We start from the raw sequence: 21,084 nt of genomic DNA on the forward strand, positions 1-21,084 counted from the left end.
CGGCGACGGCCACCGACACCGGGTCCGGGACCAGCTCCGCGCGCAGGAACTCGGCGACGGCCCGGGGACTGGGGTGATCGAACACCACCGTCGGCGGTAACCGCAGACCGGTCGCGGCACCGAGATGGTTGCGCAAGGCCACCGCCGCGAGCGAGTCGAAGCCGAGTTCCTTGAACGCCTGGTCGGGATCGACCGAGTCCGACGCGTCGTGGCCGAGGACTGCGGCAGCTCCGGCTCGCACCAGCTCCAGCACGAGGTGCCGCTGTTCGGGCACCGACCGGTCCGTGAGCCGCTGCGCCCACTCCAACGGCCCTGATCCGTTCGGTCCGGACAACGCCGACCCCGAGCCGGCCGCGCGCGGCCGCGCTTGCCGCACCAGTCCCCGCAGCGGAGCGGGAACGGACGTCGCGGCCGCACCGGGGTGCTCGAACCGAGCCCCCACCACGGCGGAGAGGTCGGACGCCAGGGCGCTGTCGAACAGGTCCAGGCCGTCGGCCTCGCTCATCGGAACCAGGCCGCTACGGCGGGCCCGGGCGAGATCCACCGCGCCGAGCCTGCCGGTCATGGCGCTCGGCGGTGCCCACATGCCCCACGCGATCGAGACCGCGGGCCGGCCGTGGGCTCGCCGATGCTGGGCGAGGGCGTCGAGGAACCGGTTCGCCGCTGCGTAGTTGCCCTGCCCGGGCGCGCCGAGCACACCGGCGAGCGACGAGAACAGCACGAAGGCGTGGACCCCGGCGGTCAGCCGGTGCAGGTGCCAGGCCGCGTCGACTTTCGGCCGCAGCACCGCGTCGAGCCGGTCGGGGGTGAGCGAGGTGAGGGTGGCGTCGTCGAGGACTCCGGCCGCGTGGATCACCGCGGTCAGGGGGTGCTCGGCGGGGATCCGGGCCAGCAGACCGGCCAGTGCCGCCGCGTCGGCGGTGTCGCAGGCGACGATGCGCACCTCGGCGCCCGCATCGCGCAGTTCGCGGCGTAGCCGGTCGCTTCCGTCGGCGTCGGGTCCGCGTCGGCTGGTCAGCACCAGATGCCGCGCCCCGTGCGTGCTGACGAGATGGCGCGCCACCGACCCTCCCACGGTGCCGGTGCCGCCGGTGACGAGCACGGTGCCGCGGGGGTCGAACAGCGGACCGGATCGCTGCACGGCCGGTATGCGCCGCAGGCGGGGCACGAGCACGGCCCGGCCCCGGACCGCGACCTGCGGTTCCCCGCTGGCCAGGGCCGACGTGATCGCCGTGTCGACGTCCGTCTCCCGGTCGAGGTCGAGCAGCACGAACCGCCCGGGGTTCTCGTTCTGCGCGGAGCCCACCAGACCCCACACGGCGGCGGCCGCGAGGTCGATGTCGACCCCTTCGCCCTCCTCGCCGGTGGCCGTCGCGTTGCGGGTGACGACCACCAGCACACTGTCGGCGAACTCGGCGTCGTCGAGCCAGTCCTGCAGCAGTCGCAGCGTCCGGGCGCACAGGTGGTGGGTCGCCTCCGGGCCCGGGTCGCCGTCGGTGCCGCACCCCACCAGCACCGTCCAGGGCCGCCCGTCGTCGGGCGTGGCTGCCCTCGCGGTGCGCAGCGCCGCCGCGTCGGGACAGCGCGACAAGCTCGATTCCAGATCCGCGGCGCCGAGTACCACCATCGGGCCGGGCGGCGGCTCGGACGGGAGGTCGTCGATTCGGGTCCATGCCAGGCGGTGCAGTCGCCGCGCGCCGGACGGGCCCGCGCCGGCCCCGTCGCCCGTCCGGGGCACCACGTGCAGCGCCTCGACGGTCAGCACCGGCGCGCCGTCGGCATCGGTGGCGTCGACGCGGTACCGCCCGTCCTCGCCCGTCGCGCACCGCACCGACACCGCCTGCGCACCGGTGCGGTGCAGCCGGGTTCCCGACCAGGTCAGCGGCCAGTCGTCCGGCCCGAAGACGGAGTCGAGCGCCGCCTGCAGCAGTTGCGGATGGATCCCGAAGCCGCTCGGGTCGACGCCGTCGTCGAGGCGCACCTCGGTCGTGGTGTCGCCCGGGAGCCGGTCCGGCTGCGCGGCGAGCCCGTCGTCGACGGTCGCCGACGCGTTCCGCACCCAGGGGCCGTCGGCCGGTCCCATGTTCGACGAGACGGTGACGGTGCGCGCGCCGTCCTCACCGGCCGGTGACACGAGCACCCGGATCGGCAGCGACCCCGCGGCCGGCAGCCCCAGCGCGTGGTGCAGCGTGAGAGCGGCGATGCGGTCGCACCCGACGTGGTGGGCGGCGTGCAGGGTCAGCTCGACCAGGACGGCCGGTACCAGGGTCTGCGGAGCGTCGGTCGGCGGATCGCCGGGCTGCGGCGCCGCGAGCGACGAATCCCGGTGCCGGGACAGCGCTCCGGTGAACACGGTGGTGTCGTCGTCGAGGGTCATGGCCGCGCCGAGCAGCGGATGGTCCGCCGGGCTCAACCCCAACTCCGTCGGATCACCGCTGGTGCGTGCGGGCGCCGACGGCCAGAAGGAGCGACGCCGGAAGGCGTACGTGGGCAGGTCCACCCGGCGGCGGCCGGGCAGTACCCGATCCCAGTCGATCGCCAGGCCCTGCACGGACGCAGCGGCGACCGCCTCGACGAAGCCCCGTGCGTCGTCCCCGCGCCCGGGCAACGTGGCGATCGGGTGCGGGACGACCTCGGCGGCGTGAGCGGCCAGGGCCGCGCCGGGTCCGATCTCGACGCAGCGGGAGACGCCGAGTTCGGCGAGGGTGCGCATGCCGTCGTGGAAGCGCACGGCTCGGCGGATGTGCCGGCGCCAGTACTGCGGCGACGTCAGTTCCTCGGCCGTGGCGACGCGCCCGGTGAGAGTGGAGACGACGGGGATCGTCGGCGGCTGCGCCGCCGGCCGCGACACGACGGTGGTGAACTCGTCGAGGACGGGGTCCATCAGCGCCGAATGGAACGCGCGTTCGACCTGCAGCGTGGTGACCGCGATTCCCGCGGTGGACAGTTCGGCGGCGACGGCGTGCACGTCGGCTGCAGCTCCCGCGAGCACCACGGATTCGGCGCCGTTCACCGCGGCAAGGTCGACTCGGCCGTCGATCCGCGACCGGACGTCCTCCGGGTGGGCCCGGACGGCGATCATCGCCCCGGGGGCGGTGGCCTGCATCAGCCGTCCGCGCGCGGCCACCAGGGCGGCGGCGTCGGGCAGGCTGAACACGCCCGCGACGTGGGCCGCGGTGAGTTCTCCGATCGAATGTCCGATCAGGTAGTCGGGGGTGAGGCCCCATTCCCGCAGTAGTCGGTAGAGGGCGACCTCGACGGCGAACAGGGCCGGCTGGGTGTACTCGGTGCGGTCGAGTCTCGCGGCGGCTTCGTCCGCGTCGCCCCAGATCACCTGCCGTATCGGGGTGTCGACGTGCTCGTCGAGGGCGGCGCAGGTCTCGTCCAGGGCCCGGGCGAACACCGGGTAGGTGTCGTAGAGGCCGCGGCCCATTCCGATCCGCTGCGCGCCCTGGCCGGTGAACATGAATGCCGTCCTCCCGCGGGCGCTCGTCCCGGCGACGGCGTTGCCGCCTGCGCGTCCCTCGGCGAGGCGGGCCAGGCCGTCGCGTAGGTCGGCGAGCGTCTCGCCGGTCACGGCGGCGCGGTGCGTGAAGCCGGACCGGGTGGTGGCCAGCGAGTAGGCGAGATCGGCCGGATCCGGCGGGGCCCCCGTGTCGAGGGCGTCCCTGTCGAGGACGTCCGTCAGCCGGGCGGCCTGCGCGCGCAGCGCCTCGTCGGTCTTGGCGGAGAGCACCCACACCAGGGGCGACGCCGACCGCGGCGGGGCCGCCGGTGCGGCGACGTCGGGCGGCTGCTCGAGGATCATGTGGGCGTTGGTGCCGCTGATGCCGAACGAGGAGACGCCGGCGCGGCGGGGGCGCCCGGTCTGCGGCCATGCCACCGCGTCGGCGAGCAGCGCGACCTCGCCGGAGGTCCAGTCGACGTGCCGGGTCGGGGCGTCGCTGTGCAGGCTCGGCGGCAGCACACCGTGTCGCATCGCCATCACCATCTTGATCACGCCGGCCACCCCGGCCGCCGCCTGGGAGTGGCCGATGTTCGACTTGACCGACCCCAGCCACAGCGGCCGGCCGTCGCGTTGCTGCCCGTAGGTGGCCAGCAACGCCTGGGCTTCGATCGGGTCGCCGAGTGTCGTGCCGGTGCCGTGGGCCTCCACCGCGTCGATGTCGGCGGGGTCGAGGGCAGCGTCGGCCAGCGCCTGCCGGATCACCCGTTCCTGCGACGGACCGTTCGGGGCGGTCAGGCCATTCGAAGCGCCGTCCTGATTGACCGCGGAGCCGCGGATCAGTGCCAGCACCCGGTGGCCGTGGCGCTGGGCGTCGCTCAGCCGCTCGAGCACGACCATGCCCGCGCCCTCGCTGAGCCCGGTGCCGTCCGCTCGATCGGAGAACGGTTTGCACCGCCCGTCCGGGGCGAGTCCGCGCTGGCGGCTGAATTCGATCAGCACGCCGGGGGTCGCCATCACCGTCGCCCCACCGGCCAGCGCGAGGGTGCATTCGCCGTCGCGCAGGGCCCGCGCCGCCAGGTGCAGCGCCACCAAGGACGACGAACACGCCGTGTCGACGGTGACCGCGGGACCGGTGAAGCCGAGCGAGTAGGCGATCCGCCCGGAGGCCACGCTGTTGCTGGTGCCCGTCATGAGGTAGCCCTCGGCGTCGGTGCTCCGCCGGGTCATGAGGTGGAATCCGTAGTCGCCGCCCATCATTCCGACGTAGACGCCGGTGTCGGTGAGCCCGGGCGAGTTCGGCGGGATTCCCGCGTATTCCAGTGCTTCCCAGGCGCTTTCGAGCAGCAGTCGGTGCTGCGGATCCATCGCGACGGCCTCGCGGGGGCTGATCCCGAAGAACGCGGCGTCGAACCGGTCGGCGTCGTAGAGGAATCCGCCGGCCCGCATGTAGGTCGTGCCGCTGCGCTCGGGATCCGGGTGGTACACCTCGTCGAGGTTCCAGCCGCGGTTGTCGGGGTACGCGCCCACCGCGTCGCGGCCGTCGCGGACGAGGCGCCACAGCTCGTCCGGGCAGGAGACCTGGCCGGGGTATCGGCAGGCCATCCCCACGATCGCGATCGGGTCGTCGTCGTGGCGCCGGCGCGCCGTGCGGGTCGGTTGCGGGGCGTCCTCGGGGCCGAGCAGCCGTGCCGCGATCTCGCGGGCGAGCGCGTCCGCGGTGGGGTGGTCGAACACCACCGTCGCGGCCAGCCGCACCCCGGTGGCCGTCGTCAGCTGGTTGCGTAGCTGCACCGCGGTGAGCGAGTCGAAGCCGAGTTGCTTGAAGGCCCGATCCGGATCGATGGCCTCCTTCCCGTCGTGGCCGAGTACGGCCGCGACGTGCGTGGTGACGATTTCGAGGACCCGGGCGTGCCGCTCGGCGGGGTCGAGCGCCCGCAGTTCGTCGGCGAGGCCGGGGGCCGACGGGGCGGCCGCGGCGCGCCGACGGGACGTGCCGAGCACTCGGCGCAGGATCGGGGGGAGGGCCTCGCCGTCGGAGCGGCGGGCGGGCGCCGAGAGCCGTATCGGCACCGTCAACGGACGGTTCGCGGCGAGCGCCGCATCGAACAGGGCCAGCCCCGCTTCGGGGGTGAGGGTGTCTATGCCGGTGCGCTGGAGCCGATCCAGATCGGCCGCATTCAGATGGGAGGTCATCCCGCTGGGGCGGTCCCACAGTCCCCAGGCCAGGGACAGTCCCGGCAGTCCCTCGGCGCGGCGGTGCTGCGCGAGCGCGTCGAGGAAGACGTTGGCCGCCGCGTAGTTCGCCTGGCCGGCGCCGCCGAGCACACCCGCCGCGGAGGAGAACAGCACGAACGCCGCGAGACCGCGATCGCGGGTGAGCTCGTGCAGATGCCACGCACCGTCCACCTTGGGGCGCAGGACGGCGTGCAACTGGTCCGGAGTCAAGGTGGCGGCGGTGGCGTCGTCGAGCACCCCGGCGGCGTGGACGACACCCGACAGGTCGGGGACGGCGTCGAGCAGGGCCGCCACCGCGGCTCGATCGGCCACGTCGCAGGTCACGGCGCGGATCTCGGCGCCCGCCTCGGCGAACTCGGCGCGCAGGTCCGTCGCCCGCTCGGCGCGGACCGCGTGTCGGCCGGTCAGCACGAGCCGGCGCACCCCGTACCGCCGCACGAGGTGACGGGCGACGAGCCGGCCGATGGTTCCGGTGCCGCCGGTGACGACGACGGTGCCGTCGGGGCCGAACGGCACCGGATCCGCGGCTGCGTCGGTGGCGGTCGGCACCGCCGCGAGCACGGGCGCGAGGAGTGTCCCGGCGCGGACCGCCAGTTGTGGTTCGTCGCAGGCCAGGGCCACGGACAGCACGGTGGGATCGGGCAGGTCACCGGGCGGCCGGTCCAGGTCCACCAGGGTGATCCGGTCCGGGTGTTCGTTCTGCACGGCACCGATCAGCCCCCACACGGGCGCGGCGCCGACGTCGATCGGTTCGTCGTCGGTGACCGCCACGGCGCGGCGCGTCGTCACCAGCAGTCGGGTCTCGGCGAGCCGCTCGTCGGCGAGCCAGGCCTGTACCGCCCGCAACGCCGCCTCCGCGGCGGCGTGCGCGCGCGTCGGCACGTCGGATTCGTCGTCCGGTTCCCCGGCCAGCAGCAGGGTGCGGCCGGCGGGATCGCCGCCGGTGAGTGCCTCCCCGAGCGCGGCGAGGTCCGCCGTCGGGGCCGCGCCGGCCTCGACCGGGATCCATTCCACGCGGTAGAGGCCGGTGCCGGTCGTGGCGGCCGGCGCCCGCGGACCTGCGAACGGCCGCAGCGCCAGCGAGCGCGCGGTCAGCACGGGCTTGCCGGCGGTGTCGTACGCGGCCACCCGGTACCGTTCGGGTCCGGCCGGGGCGATGTGTACGCGCAGGGCGGTGGCACCCACGGCGTGCAGTTGCACGTCGTCCCATGCGAACGGCAGTCGCAGGTCGCGGGCGCCGGCCTCGGCGGCGGCGAACGCGATCAGGTGCAGCGCCGCGTCGAACACCGCCGGATGGATCCCGTACCCGGCGACCGCCGCGGCGGGGTCCTCTCCCCCCAGGCGCACCTCTCCGTACAGGTCGTCACCGCGGCGCCACGCCGCGCGCAGGCCCCGGAAGACCGTCCCGTACCCGTATCCGGTCTCGTCGAGCGCGTCGTACAGACCGCTCACGTCGATCGGCGTCGCATCGGCCGGGGGCCACTGCCGGATCGGAACCTGCGCGGTGTGCACCGCGCCCGTGAGTGCGCCGACGGCGTGCCGGGTCCACGGTGTCCGCGCCGGGGCGTCCGCCGGGCGGGAGTGCACCGACACCGTGCGGTGCCCGGCGTCGTCGGCGGTGAGGACGGCGACCTGCACCGCGAGCTCCCCACCGGTGGGAACCGGCGCGGGCGTCTCGAGGGTGAGTTCCGCGAGGCGGCTGCAGCCGGCGCGATGCCCGGCGTGCAAGGCGAGTTCGACGAACGCCGTGCCGGGCAGCACCACGGTGCCGTCCACAGCGTGCTCGTTCAGCCACGGCAGTCGGTGCGGCGACAGCACGCCCGTGAACACCGCGCCCTGACCGTCGCCGAGTTCGACCGAGGCGGCGAGCATCGGGTGGTCCCCGGCATCCATGCCGGCTGCGGCGGCATCACGTTGCGGCGCGCCCCCGTCGAGCCAGTAGCGGCGATGCTGGAAGGCATACGTGGGCAGGTCCACCCACGGCCGGTGACCGGCGCGGCGAGCCCACCCGACCCGGTCCCACTCGATGTGCGCCCCGGACACGTGTGCCTCGGCGAGGGCGGTGGTGAACTGGCGTAGGCCTGCCCGGTCGCGCCGGAGGGTGCCGAGGGCGCGACCCGCGATGCCGGCCGCGTCCAGGGTCTCCTGCAGCGGCACGGTCAGGACCGGATGGCTCCCCGACTCGACGAACAGCCGATACCCATCGCGGGCCAGAGATCTCGTCGCGTCCTCGAAGCGCACCGGCCGGCGCAGGTTCCGGTACCAGTAGTCGGCGTCGAGTGCGGTGCCGTCCATCATGTCCCCGCTCACCGTCGAGTAGAACGGGATCCGCGAACGCTGCGGGGTGATCGGGGCGAGAGCGTCGAGAATGGGCCTGCGCAGCACCGAGACGTCCGCGCAGTGGGAGGCGTAGTCGACGGTGATGCGCCGGGCCTGGACACCGTCGGCCTGCCACCGCGCGACCAGTACCTCGAGGGCGTCGCCGGGGCCGGACACGACCGTGGCGGCCGGACCGTTGATCGCCGCCACCTCGACGGTCCCGGCCCAGGGTTCGATCTGCTGCCGCACCGCGTCCGCCGGCAGACCCACCGACGCCATGCCACCGCCGCGCCGGGCCGATTCCGTGATCACCCGGCTGCGGGCCGCGACGACGAGCGCCGCGTCGGGCAGGGTCAGCGCGCCGGCGACGTGGGCGGCGGCGATCTCGCCCTGCGAGTGCCCGACCACGGCCGCCGGTTCGACGCCGTGTGCGTGCCACAGCCGCGCAAGACCGACCATCACCGCGAACAGCGCGGGTTGCACGACGTCGGCCCGGTCCAGGGCCGCCGGATCGCGGTCGCGGAGCACGTCGAGCAGCGCGAACCCGGTGTGCGGGGCCAGGGCGTCGGCGCACTCGCGCAGGCTGTCGGCGAACACCGGGGAGGACTCCAGCAGTTCGGTGGCCATGCCCACCCATTGCGCGCCCTGCCCGGGAAAGACGAACACCGGCCGGTCGCCCGCCTCGACCGCCACGCCGGTGATCACACCGGGGTCGGGGGCGCCTCGGCCGAGCGCGTCGAGACCGGACAGCAGGGCCGTCCGGTCGGTACCGAGCACGGCGGCACGGTGGTCGAAGGTCGCGCGGGAGGTCAGCAGCGGGCCGGCCACCTGGGCGGGTGTCAGCTCGGGGTGGTCGGCGACGTAGTCCCGCAGCCTGTGGGCCTGCGCGCGCAGCGCCGGTTCGGTGTGGCCCGACACGAACCAGGCCACGACGTCGTCCGATCCGTCGATCCCGTCGGTGGGCGCAGCGTCCGGCGGTGGGGCCGGCCGCTCCAGCACGACGTGGGCGTTCGTGCCGCTGATGCCGAACGAGGAGACCGCCGCCCGGCGGGGCCGGTCGGTCGCCGGCCATTCCCGGTTCTCGGTGAGCAGGGACACCGATCCGGCGGACCAGTCGACGTGGGGGGTGGGGCGGTCGACGTGCAGCGTTCTCGGCAGCACACCGTGCCGCATCGCCATGATCATCTTGATCACTCCGGCCACTCCGGCGGCTGCCTGGGTGTGCCCGAGGTTCGACTTCACCGAGCCGAGCCACAACGGCCGGTCGGGGGGCCGATCGCGGCCATAGCCGGCCAGCAGGGCGGACGCCTCGATGGGATCGCCCAGCGTGGTGCCGGTGCCGTGGGCTTCGACCGCGTCGACGTCGGCCGGGCCGAGTCCGGCGTCGGTCAGGGCCTGCCGGATCACCCGTTCCTGGGCCTGCTTGTTCGGGGCGGTCAGGCCGTTGCTGGCGCCGTCCTGGTTCACCGCGCTACCGCGGACGACGGCGAGGATCCGGCGGTCGTTGCGCTCGGCGTCGGACAGGCGTTCCAGCGCGAGGATCGCGGCGCCTTCGCCCCACGCCGTACCGTCGGCCGCGGCGGAGAACGCCTTGCAGCGCCCGTCGTGGGCCAGTCCACGCTGCCGGCTGAACTCGACGAACACCGCGGGCGTCGACATGACGGTCGCCCCGCCGGCCAGGGCGAGTTCGCACTCGCCGTTGCGCAGTGCCTGCATGGCGAGGTGGACGGACACCAGGGACGACGAGCATGCCGTGTCGACGGTGATCGCGGGTCCGTTCAGTCCGAAGCTGTATGCGACACGGCCGGAGGCGACACTCATGGCGGTGCCGGTGATGAAGTAGCCCGCGAGTTCCTCGGGCGGGGCGCCGCCCGCCCGTGCCGAGTAGTCGATTCCGGACAGACCGGTGAAGACGCCGATCTGCCTGCCGTGCACGGACCGCGGATCGATGCCGGCGTGCTCGAAGGTCTCCCAGCTCGTCTCGAGCAGGAGTCGCTGCTGCGGGTCCATCGCCAGTGCTTCGCGAGGCGAGATTCCGAAGACCTCCGGGTCGAAACCCGCTGCATCGTCGAGAAAGCTACCTTGCACCGTGTACGTCCTGCCGGCCTGCCGGCCCGTCGGATCGTAGAGATCCGCCGCTTCCCAACCCCGGTCCGTGGGGAACCCGGAGACGGTCTCCGAACCGGATTCCACCAGGTGCCACAGATCCTGTGGGGAGCGGACGCCGCCGGGGAACCGGCACCCCATCCCGACGACGGCGATCGGTTCGCGACTCACCCCCTCGACCTCGCGAAGCTTCTCCCGGGCCTGATAGAGCTCTGCGGTCACCCGTTTCAGATAGTCGAGGAGTTTCGCGTCATCGGCCATAATCGAGCTCCAATCCGAGAGCCGTCGTGCCAGCGCCGAGAACTCGATGGTATCCGCCGCCCCCACCCGGACACAGCGATCTGCTCGTGCGATCGTGACCGGTGCGTCGTGCGAGACGACTGTGGGCACGCCACGGACGAATACCGTCCGGAGCGCTCGGCGACCTCCGAGGCCTTCCGATCGAGTTGCCCGTCGGGCTCCTGCCGTGCACTGAACACGTAACCCGGCCGACACGTATCCGCAGGCACCAGCGGGTCCTAGACTGTGGCGATGGGCATCGCTCCGGATGTCGGGGCACCGCGTCGGCGCGGCACCGCCCGATTCGGTGCCACCCGCCGCCGCGGGCTCGGGCCACCGTCCGGGTGCCGCTTGCGCCGGCGCATCCCCACGACCCGCGCCCGAGGCCCTGTCGTCGACGACCTCGCCCCGGCCCCCGTGCCGCCGTCCGCCCATTCGCCGTTCCGCCGCGACAGGCCGACCGCACATCCACTCTCGACTTCCGCCTGGAGGACCACATGACCGTCACATCCACCGACACATCGACCGAACTCCTGACCCGACTGCGGAAGGCCTACGCGACCGGACGCACGCGCGATGCCGGATGGCGCATCCGCCAGCTCCGCGGCATCGAGAAACTCGCCGACGAGCGCGAAGCCGAGATTGCGGCCGCCCTGCAGGAGGACCTGGGCCGAAACGCGGTCGAAGCCTGGCTCGGCGACGTCGCTTCCACCCGGGCCGAAGCCGCCTACGCCCGCAAGCGGGTCCGGCGATGGATGCTTCCTCGACCGAAGTCCTTGTCGATCAACCAGTTTCCCGCACTCGGCTGGGTGCAGTACGAGCCGATGGGAGTGGTCCTGATCATCGCACCGTGGAACTACCCGGTGTATCTGACGCTCGGTCCGCTCGTCGCGGCAGTGGCCGCCGGAAACTGTGCCGTGATCAAACCGTCGGAGCTGGCCCCCGCCACGTCCGCGCTGCTCGCCCGGCTGATTCCGCAGTACCTCGACCCGGAGGCCGTCGTGGTCGCCGAAGGCGATGCCGAGCTCACCCAGAGCCTGCTCGCGCAGGGTTTCGATCTCGCCCTGTACACCGGCGGCACCGAGGTGGGCCGCAAGATCATGGCCGCCGCCGCCCCGCAGCTCACGCCGGTGATCCTCGAACTCGGTGGCAAGTCTCCGGTCATCGTCGCCGAGGACGCCGATCTCGAGGTCACCGCGCGGCGCATCGCCTGGATCAAACTCCTCAACTCCGGACAGAGCTGCATCGCGCCCGACTACGTACTGGTCGAGCGGTCCGTCCGCGACGGGCTCGTCGACAAGATCGTCGACACGATCGCCCTGTTCCGCAGCGAGGAACCGCAGCCGGGGATGCGGGTGGTCAACCACCGTCACTTCGATCGGCTCGAGGCGTATCTGGAGTCCACAACCGGACGCATCGTCACCGGCGGCAGGTGCGATCGTGACACTCTCACCGTCGAACCGACCGCGATCGTCGATCCGGCACCCGACGACCCGGTCATGACGGACGAGATCTTCGGGCCCATCCTGCCGATCCTCACCGTCGACTCGGTCGACGCAGCCCTCGACTTCATCGGTGCCCGCCCCAAACCCCTTGCAGCGTACGTGTTCTCCAAATCACTGAACACCCAGAAGAAGATCACGCAGCGAATCAGCGCGGGTGGCGTGGTGGTCAACCACGTCGGCATGCACGTCCTCGCCCCACAACTGCCGTTCGGTGGCGTGGGCGCCAGCGGAATGGGGGCGTACCACGGGCGCTACGGTTTCGAGGCGCTCAGTCACCGCAAGGCGGTGCTCGTCAAGCCGTTCCGCCCGGATCCGGCGATGAACTACCCGCCCTACACCCAAGCTGCGCTGAAGATCATGCGGCGCCTGTTCTGAGCGGTCCACCGACACCGTCGGGAGTGGAGGGCACCGGCACGGCCGAGGAGGGATCGGCCGGTAGCGTCGTGGACGGCCTCGACGACTCGGAACCGACGAGCCGCGCATTGCTGCGGTCCCGACTCGTCGCCCACGGACGCAGGGGCCGCAACTCGGTTACCCAGCACCCTCGGTCCCGACAGCCCCGGCCCCGCGGTCGTGCCCGTACCCTGGGGAGGTGACCACGAGGAGGTCGCCGTGACAACCCGTCCGAGACCCGTCGACCCTGCCGCCGGGCAGGAGTCGGTGTGGGACTACCCGCGCCCGCCCCGCGTGGAGACCTTCACCGGCTCGATCACCGTGGAACTGGGCGGCCGGACCATCGCGTCGAGCACGCGCGCCTGGCGGGTACTGGAGACCAGCCATCCGCCGACCTACTACCTTCCCGCCGACGCCTTCGCCGAAGGGGTGCTTCGGGAGACGCCGGGCTCGTCGTGGTGCGAGTGGAAGGGCAGGGCGGGCTACTACGACCTGGTGACCGACTCGCGGGTCGCGCCGAAAGCGGCATGGACCTACCGTGATCCCACCCCCGCCTTCCGCGCGATCGCCGGGGCCGTCGCGGTGATGGCCGCCCAGGTCGACCGGTGCACCGTCGACGGCGAGGAGGTCGTCCCGCAACCCGGCGGGTTCTACGGCGGCTGGATCACCAGCTCGGTCGTCGGCCCGTTCAAGGGAATCGCCGGATCGGCGGGCTGGTAACCGCTCCGCAGTACGTCGACGCCGATGCGCACCTGCGGGCGAGCGCGAGCATAGACTGGGTCCATGGGCATCGTTTCCGATGTCGATACGCACCGCGTCGGTACAGGGCACTCCCGCTGCGCGGTGGTCGCGTCCAGCTTTCCTTCCGGCACGAGCTTCGAGAGTTCACCCGGGCGGTCACGCACCGGCCCGCACGAAGCCGTACCACCCGGATGCGGCGGCGAACGACCGTCCCTCGGCGCCGCCTGCGTCGAGGATCCCGGCGCCGACCGTTCCGACCGCGCCGGGCAGGAGAGGAGTCGTCGTGACCGATGACGGAATGACCGGCCGCGTCTTGGTCGGAGTGGACGGTTCGGAGCCGTCGAAGGGGGCACTGCGCTGGGCACGATTCGTCGCCCGCTCGGCAGGGTTCGAGGTCGACGCCGTGGCGGCATGGGAGATTCCCTGGGCCGCCGCGGAAGGCTGGCCGAGCGATTGGGATCCGGAGCGGGAAACGTCCGGGATGCTGCACGAGACGGTCACCGGGGTCCTCGGGAGCGAGCCCGGCGTGTCCGTGCAGGAACTGGTTCGCCGCGGCGGAGCCGCGCGCGTCCTGCTCGACGAGAGCCGCGACGCGCAGTTCCTGGTGGTGGGAAGCCGGGGGCACGGCGGCTTCAGCGGCCTGCTGCTCGGTTCGGTCAGCGCCGCATGCGCCGAGCACGCACACTGCCCGGTGCTGGTCATCCATGGCGATACCCCGCCTCCGCCCGTCTCGCCCTGAGGCGATCGCGGCGACGATCCCGCGCCCCCGTCGCACCGCTGTCCCCGATCTGCCGGTCCGGTCGTTCCCTTCCCCGGATCGGTCCCCGCCGCGTGTTCTCGTCCCGGAAAACGCTGCGAACAGCACCCGGTGCGGCGGATGATCGAGAAACAGCGCCCGAGGGCGGTGGATCGTACGCGCGACCCTCCCGTTCCTGCGCGTGTCCGACTCGTTCGCTCGACCTTCGGGAGAGGCCCGCCATGAGACTCGGCATCCTCGTTCTCGCCGTCGGCGCGTCGCTGCTCGCCGGCACCGGTGTTGCAGCGGCCGCCGATCCGGCCGTCCTCGGCGGCGGTTCCGGTATCGTCATGGACGGCCGGAACTACTGCACCCTCACCACGATCGGCCCCGATTCCGGGGGCCGGCTGGTCGGATTCACGGCGGGGCACTGCGGAAACGCCGGGTCCACGGTCGCCTCGGAGGCCGATCCGGACGCCGGTGTGGTCGGCACGATCGCCTACACCGATGCGGACTTGGACTACGCGGTGATCGTGTTCGAGCCGGCGAAGGTGGCGCCCGTGAATCGGGTGGGAAACACGACGATCACGGGGATCGGGGGACCGGCGCAGTTCCCGGACATCGTCTGCAAGCAGGGCCGCACCACGGGGCATACCTGCGGGGTGGCCTACGGCGATGTGTTCGGTTCGGGGCAGACCTGGACGCAGACGTGCGTCGACCTCGGCGACTCGGGAGGTCCGGTGGTGGTCGGAACCACGCTCGTGGGCATGGTGAACGGCTATCTCAGCGTTGCCTGCCTCGGTCCGGAGGTCGGCACGAGCATGACGGCCGTCGTCGGTGACGCCGATGCGCGGGGCGGCGCCGGGGCGGGGTTCCGTCCGATCTAGGAGGCGCAGGTCGAGACGATGTCGCCCGGGTGAGGGGCGGACCTGTCGGACCGGCGGCCACGCACCCCGGGGGTTCTCCTCGGTCAGCCGACCTCGGCGAGAAAACGCTCCAGGATGCCGGTGACCCGGGCCGGGTCTTCCAGCGTCGAACTGTGGCCCACCCCGTCGAGTTCCACCAGTCGCGAGCCCGGGATCAGCGCGTGCATTTCGCGGGAGAGATGCGGCGGCATCTCGACATCCAGTTGTCCCGCGACGATCAGCGTCGGCACGCTCACCGCGGGGAGCTCGTCCCGGATGTCGGGGCGGACCATCATGCCGAGCATCGTGTTCGCCAGTGACGACCGGTCGGCCTGCGCCCACCGCCTGCGCCACGCCTGACGCTCGGGTTCCCGGGTGGGGTCGGTGCGGAACGGTGCGCCGTAGAGTTCCTTCTCGATGCCGCGCAGCACGAGGGCAGGTGACGGCCCGAGGAGCCGGGCCACGGCCGTCAGGGCCAGGTGCAGCGGGTACTTCGCGGGCGGGTGCGGGGTTGCGCCGGTGTTGAGCAGGGTCAGCGAGCGCACCTGGTCCGGTTCCCGCGCTCCGATGCGCATCCCGACGAAGCCGCCCATCGACAGCCCCACCAGATGCGCGGGTGCGAGGTCGAGCCGCCGGATCACGGTGAGCACGTCGGCGGTCAGTTGCTCGAGCTGGTAGCCGCCCCGGGCGTGCCCGGAGCGGCCCTGTCCCCGGAAATCGAGGGTGAGGCAACGGTATCGATCCCTCAGCGCCGCGATCTGCGCCTCGTACATTCGCCCGTCGAAGAAGAACCCGTGCAGGAACAGGATCGGCTCGCCCGCACCGCCGGTGTCCTCGCAGTACAGGTCGACGTCCCGCACCCGCAGGTACGACCGGCGCATGTCCGGAACTCGGGGCGTTGTCATGGCATGCTCCGTTTCGAGCTGTGACGGGGACCGTCGCGGAATGAGGTCGAGGATCGGTTCCGAGCACCGCCGGTGTCAAGGGGGGCCGCAGCAACCGCAGTGGCGCCGTGGATCCGTGTGCCCGCGATCTCGCGACACCACTTCAGCACGTGCAGTTGTGCCTCGGTCAGATTCGTGAAAGCCTGATCGGCCCAAGAGCTTCCGCGCACATACTGCACCGCGCGTTCGACCCGGGGTTTACGCTTCGGTAACCGCACCCGCGCCGGATCGGGCCGGGCCGTCCGGTCCGTCGCCGGCGTCGGCAGGGGCCTCGGTGCGACCGTCGCCGCATTCTTCGGCTGCGTCGACGACCGCGCCGGCGCAGCAGCGGTGGTGGTACCGGGCTGGACTCGGGTGGTGGGCCGGTACGGGATCAGCCGTTTCGCGGCCGGTGCCCCGTCCCCGACGGCGGCCGGCACCGGCCAGTCCACCAGCCCGGTGCTGCCGAGGGCGGCCAGCGTCGCCGCGGCCGCCGGGGTCGAGTCGGTGACCGGACGAGCGGATGTAGCACGTATTCCCGGAGATCCTCGACCGTCGATTGGCCCACCGCCGAAGACCATCCTGCGGCGGGAACCCGGCGCGTTCACTGCCGAAGCCCGGCCGGATGCGACAGACTCGAAGTCATGGCCTCGTCCGCGCCCGCCCACACCACGTATCTCGCGTCGTCCCGGGGGGACCTGCCGCGATGGCAGGACATCCTGCCGAAGGCACGGCACGTCGAGCACCCCGGCCCCGAGCGCCACAGCATCTACCTCGACACCGACGACCGCGATCTGCGGCACTGGGACAGCATCCTCCGGTACCGAAATCCCGGCCCCGACGACGAGCCCGGCTGGGAACTGGCCGTTCCCGGCGGCACGCTCGGTACCGAACTGCACCTCGCCTCCACCGACAGCGACCTCGTGCCCGACGAACTCACCGCGGCGGTGGCGGGCCTGACGGGCGGGCGGCCGCTGCGACGCTCGGTCACCCTCGGCATCGGCGAGCACCGGCACGAGTGGTACGACCGCAAGGACCGGCTGCTCGCGCAGATCATCGTCGAGACGGTCCAGGCCACCGTGATCGGCCGGGCGGCAACCGTCGAACAGTGGCACCAGCTCGACCTCGACCTCGGTACGGCGGCGACGAAGAAGCACCGCACCGCCGTCACCGCGGCCCTGGCCCGCGCCGGCGCCGCACCGGCCCCGCACCGCAGCGAGCTCGAGCACGCCCTCGCCGCAACCGACCCGGCCCCGGGCCCCCACACCCCCACCGGGAAGGCCCCCACAGCGCGGCGGATGCTCGGTGCCTACCTCGACGCCCAGATCGAGGCGATCGGCGCGGGGGACGTGTGGCTGCGCCGCGGTCTGGACCCGATACATCCCACCCGGGTCGGTATCCGGCGGCTGCGCAGCACCCTCCGGGTGTGGCAGGACCTGTTCGAACCCGCGCAACGCACCTGGCTCGATTCCGAATTGTCTTGGTATTCCGGGCTGCTCGGTCATGTTCGGGATCGGCAGGTGCAGCGCGCCCGGCTGGCCGCCGCGCTCGAGACACTGCCGCCGGAAGTGGTGATGGGCCCGGTGGCGTCCCGGCTCGACACCGATCTGCTCGCCGACGAGCGCCGCCACCTCGACGAGGTGCTGCGCGCCCTGGACTCCGACCGGTATCGCATGCTGCTCGCCGCGCTGGCACGCTGGCGCACGCAGCCACCGCTGACCGACCATGGGGACGGTGCGCGGGTGATCGAGAAGGCGGTGCGCACCGCCGAACGCACGGCCCTGAGCCGGGTGCGGGCCGCCGCCGACGAGGACGAGGCGGCGCCGAGTCGGGCCCGCAAGGCCGCCGAGCGGGCCCGCTATGCCGTCGAGTTGGCTGCCCCGCTGCTGGGCCGCACACGCGCGAAGCGCAAGATCGCCCGCTACACGAACATCCAGCAGGTCCTCGGCGAACATCGGGACAGCGCCGTCGCCACCGACCTGCTGCGCGAGTTCGGTGCCCGGGCCGGGACCACACCCGGGGAGAACGGGTTCACCTTCGGGTTGCTGTACGGGCTCGAGCTGCAGGCGGCCGAGCGGGCCCGTCGCCACGCCGCCGACCTGGCCACCTGAGCGGCACCCCCTGGTCCGGTCGAGGCGGCGGCGCGCCTCGTCGAGGCTGCCGGCCTCGGTCACCGTGTGCACCACCGCGCCGATCCCCGGGAGCCGTCACTGCACCACCGCGGCGAGGGTCGGTCGATCCATGATCCGAGCAAGGTCGTGATCGACCTGGCGATGGCGGCGACTGCCGCGATGCCGCACAGGACCCGCATGGCGGCGTATGCCGCGATGGGGGTCCGACCCCCGGCGGAGCACAGGGCGGGTGCTCGACGTCGAGCAGGCTGCGACGGTAGCCGGCCATGGGCCGCCAGGTCCCCCGGAGGTGGGCGAATGTCGGGGAACGCAGTACCGGGCGGGGCCGCTCTTCGGGTGACGGTCATCGCGGTGCTCTCGTCTGGTGGGCCGGCTGTCCGCTGTCGGTGACCCGGAACACCGGGTAGCGCGGTGCCACAGCCGCCAACTCTTCCAGGGTGGGTGCACCGGCCAGGCCGAAGTACATGTCCGCCTCCCGGGCGATCCGTCGGTTGCCGGGTTGCCGTCCGCCCCGCAGCAAGTAGGCGCGGAGGAGGCCGGCCCGGTCGGCGACCGGCACCTCGACCAACGTGACAGCCCTGCGTCGGCGGCCGCGGGCCAGCATCGCGCGCCCGCCGGCGGCCCCCACGTTGCGGGCCCACTGGGACTGCCCGGCCAGCGACAGCAGGTACTGCTCGCCGTCGTGGTCCAGCAGCACCAGGTTGGTCCGGCGCACGACACCGGAGCGGCGCCCGGGAACCTCGAGCGTCACGACATATCGCGGGCTGAGCCGCAGCCGGGTCAACGCGTGACCCAGCCACTGCAGCCGGGCGTACACCAGCGGTGGGGGCCGATACCGGCCCGCTCCGCCGTACCGGGGTGCGGCCACAGCGACCCGGAGCGTGCGCAGCCCCCGGCGCAGCCGACCGGCCCGAGGCCGGTCCAGTTTCCGGGCCAGGTGGTGCAGTGCCTCGGCCGCTGCGGTGGCCAGCGGCAGCCCGTGCCCGGGAGCGAGCACCCGCGGCTCCAGCGCCGCCAGGGCAGCGACGGACCGCACCGCCGCCGGCTGGTCCCAGGTGGTGTACCGGGGTGGTCCGGCGAGCCGCCGCCGGCCGGTCAGCGTCCCGAGGACCGAGTTCAGGTCCACGGTCACCGCGGCGTCCCCGGCGATCAGCACGCCGTCGCTGCGTCGCAGGTAGGCCACGTGACCCGGGGTGTGCCCGGGGGTGTGCACCCATTGCCAGTCGGGCAGCGCCGGCACCACGCCGCCCGGCCCCAGCGGACGCACCACGTCGGTGAGGCTGCCCGCCTGTTCGATCCGGGCCCGAGTCCGCCGGGGCAGCAGCCGCATCAGCGGGATCACCACCCACCGGTCCAGCGGCATCGTGTACTCCGGCAGGTACCGGCCCGGGGCCATCGGCAGCTCAGCGGGGTGGACGTACACCGGCACCCCCCAGGTCCGGGCCAGGGCCCCGGCGGCCCCGGAGTGATCCGGGTGGAGGTGGGTCAGCAGAATCGCCGCCGGCTTCGTGCCCGTGCCGAACAGCGACTCCGCCGCCGCGGTGATGGTCTCGGCGCTGCCGGCCCAGGCCGCGTCCACCAACACCCACGTCGACCCCGACGCGATCAGGTAGACGTTGGAGGCGGCGGCGCTCCGGCCGGCCCGGAGCAGGTGGACGCCGGGGGCGATCTGGTGCGGTCGGGCACGGAAGGTCATCGGGTGCCCCTGCTGCGGTGGCCGCTGCCGGGTTGCGCGTGCGCGACGCCGCGCCCGGCCTCGAGCCGGTCGCGGGCCCGGGCCGCAGGCAGCGCCAGGATCACCCCGCCGAAGGCCAGCACCATCAGCCCGTACACCCCGGCAGGACTCGTCGAACCCCACACCGCGTGCATCACCAGAGTGCCCGGGACCAATCCCAGGTAGCCGACCACGCCGGCTCCCAGCGCCCACGGCCACATCCGCGCCAGGGAGCGCCTGGCTGCGCCGAAGTGCTGCGGGGATACGGCCGGCCAGGCTGCGCCCAAGCCCAAGACGATGCCCAGCAGGGGCGGCCCGAACCCGCCGCCCACGGCCAACAGCAGCAACGACAGCCCGAGCAGCAGCGGCCCTGCGTGCCGGCGGTGCACGCCGACGATCGCCCAGGCACCCAGCGCGGTCGCCACCACCACGGTGACGACCCCGGAGACCAGCAGGTCGGGGAGCACGGTCAGGGCGGGCTCGCCGCCGAGGGCCTCGAACGCCGCGTGCTCGGGCCAGGACCGGATCACCCACCCCGGCGGTGGGCCCGAGCCCTGAAGCATCTCCCCGACCCCGTGCTCGATGCCGGCCAGGGCGGCCAGCGCCCCGAACACGGCGACCACGGTCCCGGTGGCGGCACCCGGCCGGACCTGCTGCCGGCTGCCGCCGGACTCGGCGTTCTCTGCGGTGGTCACCCGAATCACCCCGGGGCGGTCACGGGGGCGCCGGTCGACTCGACTACGTATTCCGCGGAACCGGCTTCGGATGCAGTCATCTCTCACCTCGGATCCTCGAAGGTGTGCACGGCGCCCTTCTCCGACCGCGGTTGCGGTGGGTGCACCCACTGTAGGTGCGCATTGCGGCAGATCGGCACGAGATCTCGTGCCGATCTGCCGAAGAAGCCACACGACCCCAGAAACCGCCACTACAGGCGGCGAGCGGGAACGCCGCCCAGCTGCGGGCCGGTCCCGCCTTCCACCGCGGGAGTGCGGTGTGCGCAGGCGCGGTCATGACTGCCGCGGTGGGTGAAAGTCCAGTTCCTGCAGCGTGGTCAGGGAGGTCGACGGCAGGTCGGGGAAGCGAATCGCTCTCATCGAAAGAGCCATTGAGGTTCGACGTCGAGTTCCACACCCTCCTCGCACACGCCGCCCAGAATCCGCTGCGGGTGACGCTGCACGGTGCCCTCCGAGCCTCGAGCGGCGTCAAACCCGCCCGACGCCCGGACCCGGTCCCCGCCGGCCCCGAACTGCCGGATACACCATCGCCGGCCAAGACGAGGTGAACAGTCTTGTCCCCGGCTACCCGATCATCCTCGAGGACCCGTTCCGCGCCGAATCCTGGCGACAGACGAGGCCCCTCGTACCAGCTCCAGCTCTGGGGTGCGGCCAACACACCGACGTCGCCGCCGCGCGGCCAACCGCTCGCTGAGCGTCCGCTGAGAAGGCGGTGCGTCACGCGTATCGGCGAATGGCCAACCGGGGCCGACAACCGGCCGACAGCCGACTTCGGCGTCGCGGCCGACGCCGCCGCGACGCGGACGCGTAGGTCGACGAGTCGGGTTCTGCTGCCGCACAATGGTTCTCGGGGAACATGCGACCCCAGGCGTGGGTGCCCGCCGACAATGCCCGCTCCCTCGATGGACAGGCCG

The 21,084-nt window shown here is 72.9% G+C and carries 9 protein-coding genes; 5 read left to right on the forward strand and 4 right to left on the reverse strand.

Annotated elements, in window-relative coordinates; translation table 11 throughout:
• On the reverse strand, positions 1 to 10,369 hold a 10,369-nt coding region (locus tag CQZ88_RS05070; protein WP_258008448.1), incomplete at its 3' end, for a type I polyketide synthase.
• Between the two features lie 515 nt (positions 10,370 to 10,884).
• Between CQZ88_RS05070 and CQZ88_RS05075 the strand changes: the two genes are divergently transcribed.
• The 4 genes from CQZ88_RS05075 (at position 10,885) to CQZ88_RS05090 (ending at position 14,649) form a co-directional block, all read left to right on the forward strand.
• Positions 10,885 to 12,267: an aldehyde dehydrogenase family protein gene (locus CQZ88_RS05075; protein WP_006936525.1), complete on the forward strand. Its 1,383-nt coding sequence runs from the start codon at positions 10,885 to 10,887 to the stop codon at positions 12,265 to 12,267.
• A gap of 237 nt (positions 12,268 to 12,504) precedes the next feature.
• On the forward strand, positions 12,505 to 13,005 hold the full coding sequence (locus tag CQZ88_RS05080) for a DUF427 domain-containing protein (protein ID WP_102799333.1): 501 nt from the start codon (positions 12,505 to 12,507) through the stop codon (positions 13,003 to 13,005).
• A gap of 304 nt (positions 13,006 to 13,309) precedes the next feature.
• Positions 13,310 to 13,765: a universal stress protein gene (locus CQZ88_RS05085; RefSeq protein WP_081636968.1), complete on the forward strand. Its 456-nt coding sequence runs from the start codon at positions 13,310 to 13,312 to the stop codon at positions 13,763 to 13,765.
• 239 nt (positions 13,766 to 14,004) lie between these two features.
• A complete protein-coding gene (locus tag CQZ88_RS05090) occupies positions 14,005 to 14,649 on the forward strand; it encodes a hypothetical protein (RefSeq protein WP_006936531.1) in 645 nt (214 codons plus the stop codon).
• An 83-nt stretch (positions 14,650 to 14,732) separates the two neighbouring features.
• Here the strand turns inward: CQZ88_RS05090 and CQZ88_RS05095 are convergent, their stop codons facing one another.
• Entirely contained in the window at positions 14,733 to 15,572 is an 840-nt protein-coding gene (locus CQZ88_RS05095) for an alpha/beta fold hydrolase (RefSeq protein ID WP_006936533.1), read from the reverse strand.
• Positions 15,573 to 16,234: 662 nt separating this feature from the next.
• Here CQZ88_RS05095 and CQZ88_RS05100 point away from each other — a divergent pair.
• The gene (locus CQZ88_RS05100; protein ID WP_006936537.1) at positions 16,235 to 17,701 is read left to right on the forward strand and encodes a CHAD domain-containing protein; all 1,467 of its coding nucleotides are present in this window, start codon (positions 16,235 to 16,237) and stop codon (positions 17,699 to 17,701) included.
• Between the two features lie 364 nt (positions 17,702 to 18,065).
• Here CQZ88_RS05100 and CQZ88_RS05105 read toward each other — a convergent pair whose 3' ends face one another.
• Positions 18,066 to 19,418, reverse strand: coding sequence for a nitroreductase/quinone reductase family protein (locus CQZ88_RS05105; RefSeq protein ID WP_006936539.1), 1,353 nt, complete (start codon positions 19,416 to 19,418; stop codon positions 18,066 to 18,068).
• Positions 19,415 to 20,131 (reverse strand): hypothetical protein, encoded by a 717-nt coding sequence (locus CQZ88_RS05110; RefSeq protein WP_006936541.1) that lies wholly within the window; start codon positions 20,129 to 20,131, stop codon positions 19,415 to 19,417. The genes CQZ88_RS05105 and CQZ88_RS05110 overlap by 4 nt, the downstream gene beginning before the upstream one ends.
• Positions 20,132 to 21,084: the final 953 nt, after the last annotated feature.

This window comes from Rhodococcus sp. ENV425, from assembly GCF_002887785.1.
Taxonomy (GTDB): domain Bacteria; phylum Actinomycetota; class Actinomycetes; order Mycobacteriales; family Mycobacteriaceae; genus Rhodococcus; species Rhodococcus aetherivorans.

Bases quoted from the DNA above. Each gene is read 5' to 3' on its own strand.
- CQZ88_RS05075 (WP_006936525.1), top strand. From the start codon at position 10,885: ATGACCGTCACATCCACCGACACATCGACCGAACTCCTGACCCGACTG.
- CQZ88_RS05090 (WP_006936531.1), top strand. From the start codon at position 14,005: ATGAGACTCGGCATCCTCGTTCTCGCCGTCGGCGCGTCGCTGCTCGCC.
- CQZ88_RS05095 (WP_006936533.1), bottom strand. From the start codon at position 15,572: ATGACAACGCCCCGAGTTCCGGACATGCGCCGGTCGTACCTGCGGGTG.
- CQZ88_RS05100 (WP_006936537.1), top strand. From the start codon at position 16,235: ATGGCCTCGTCCGCGCCCGCCCACACCACGTATCTCGCGTCGTCCCGG.
- CQZ88_RS05105 (WP_006936539.1), bottom strand. From the start codon at position 19,418: ATGACCTTCCGTGCCCGACCGCACCAGATCGCCCCCGGCGTCCACCTG.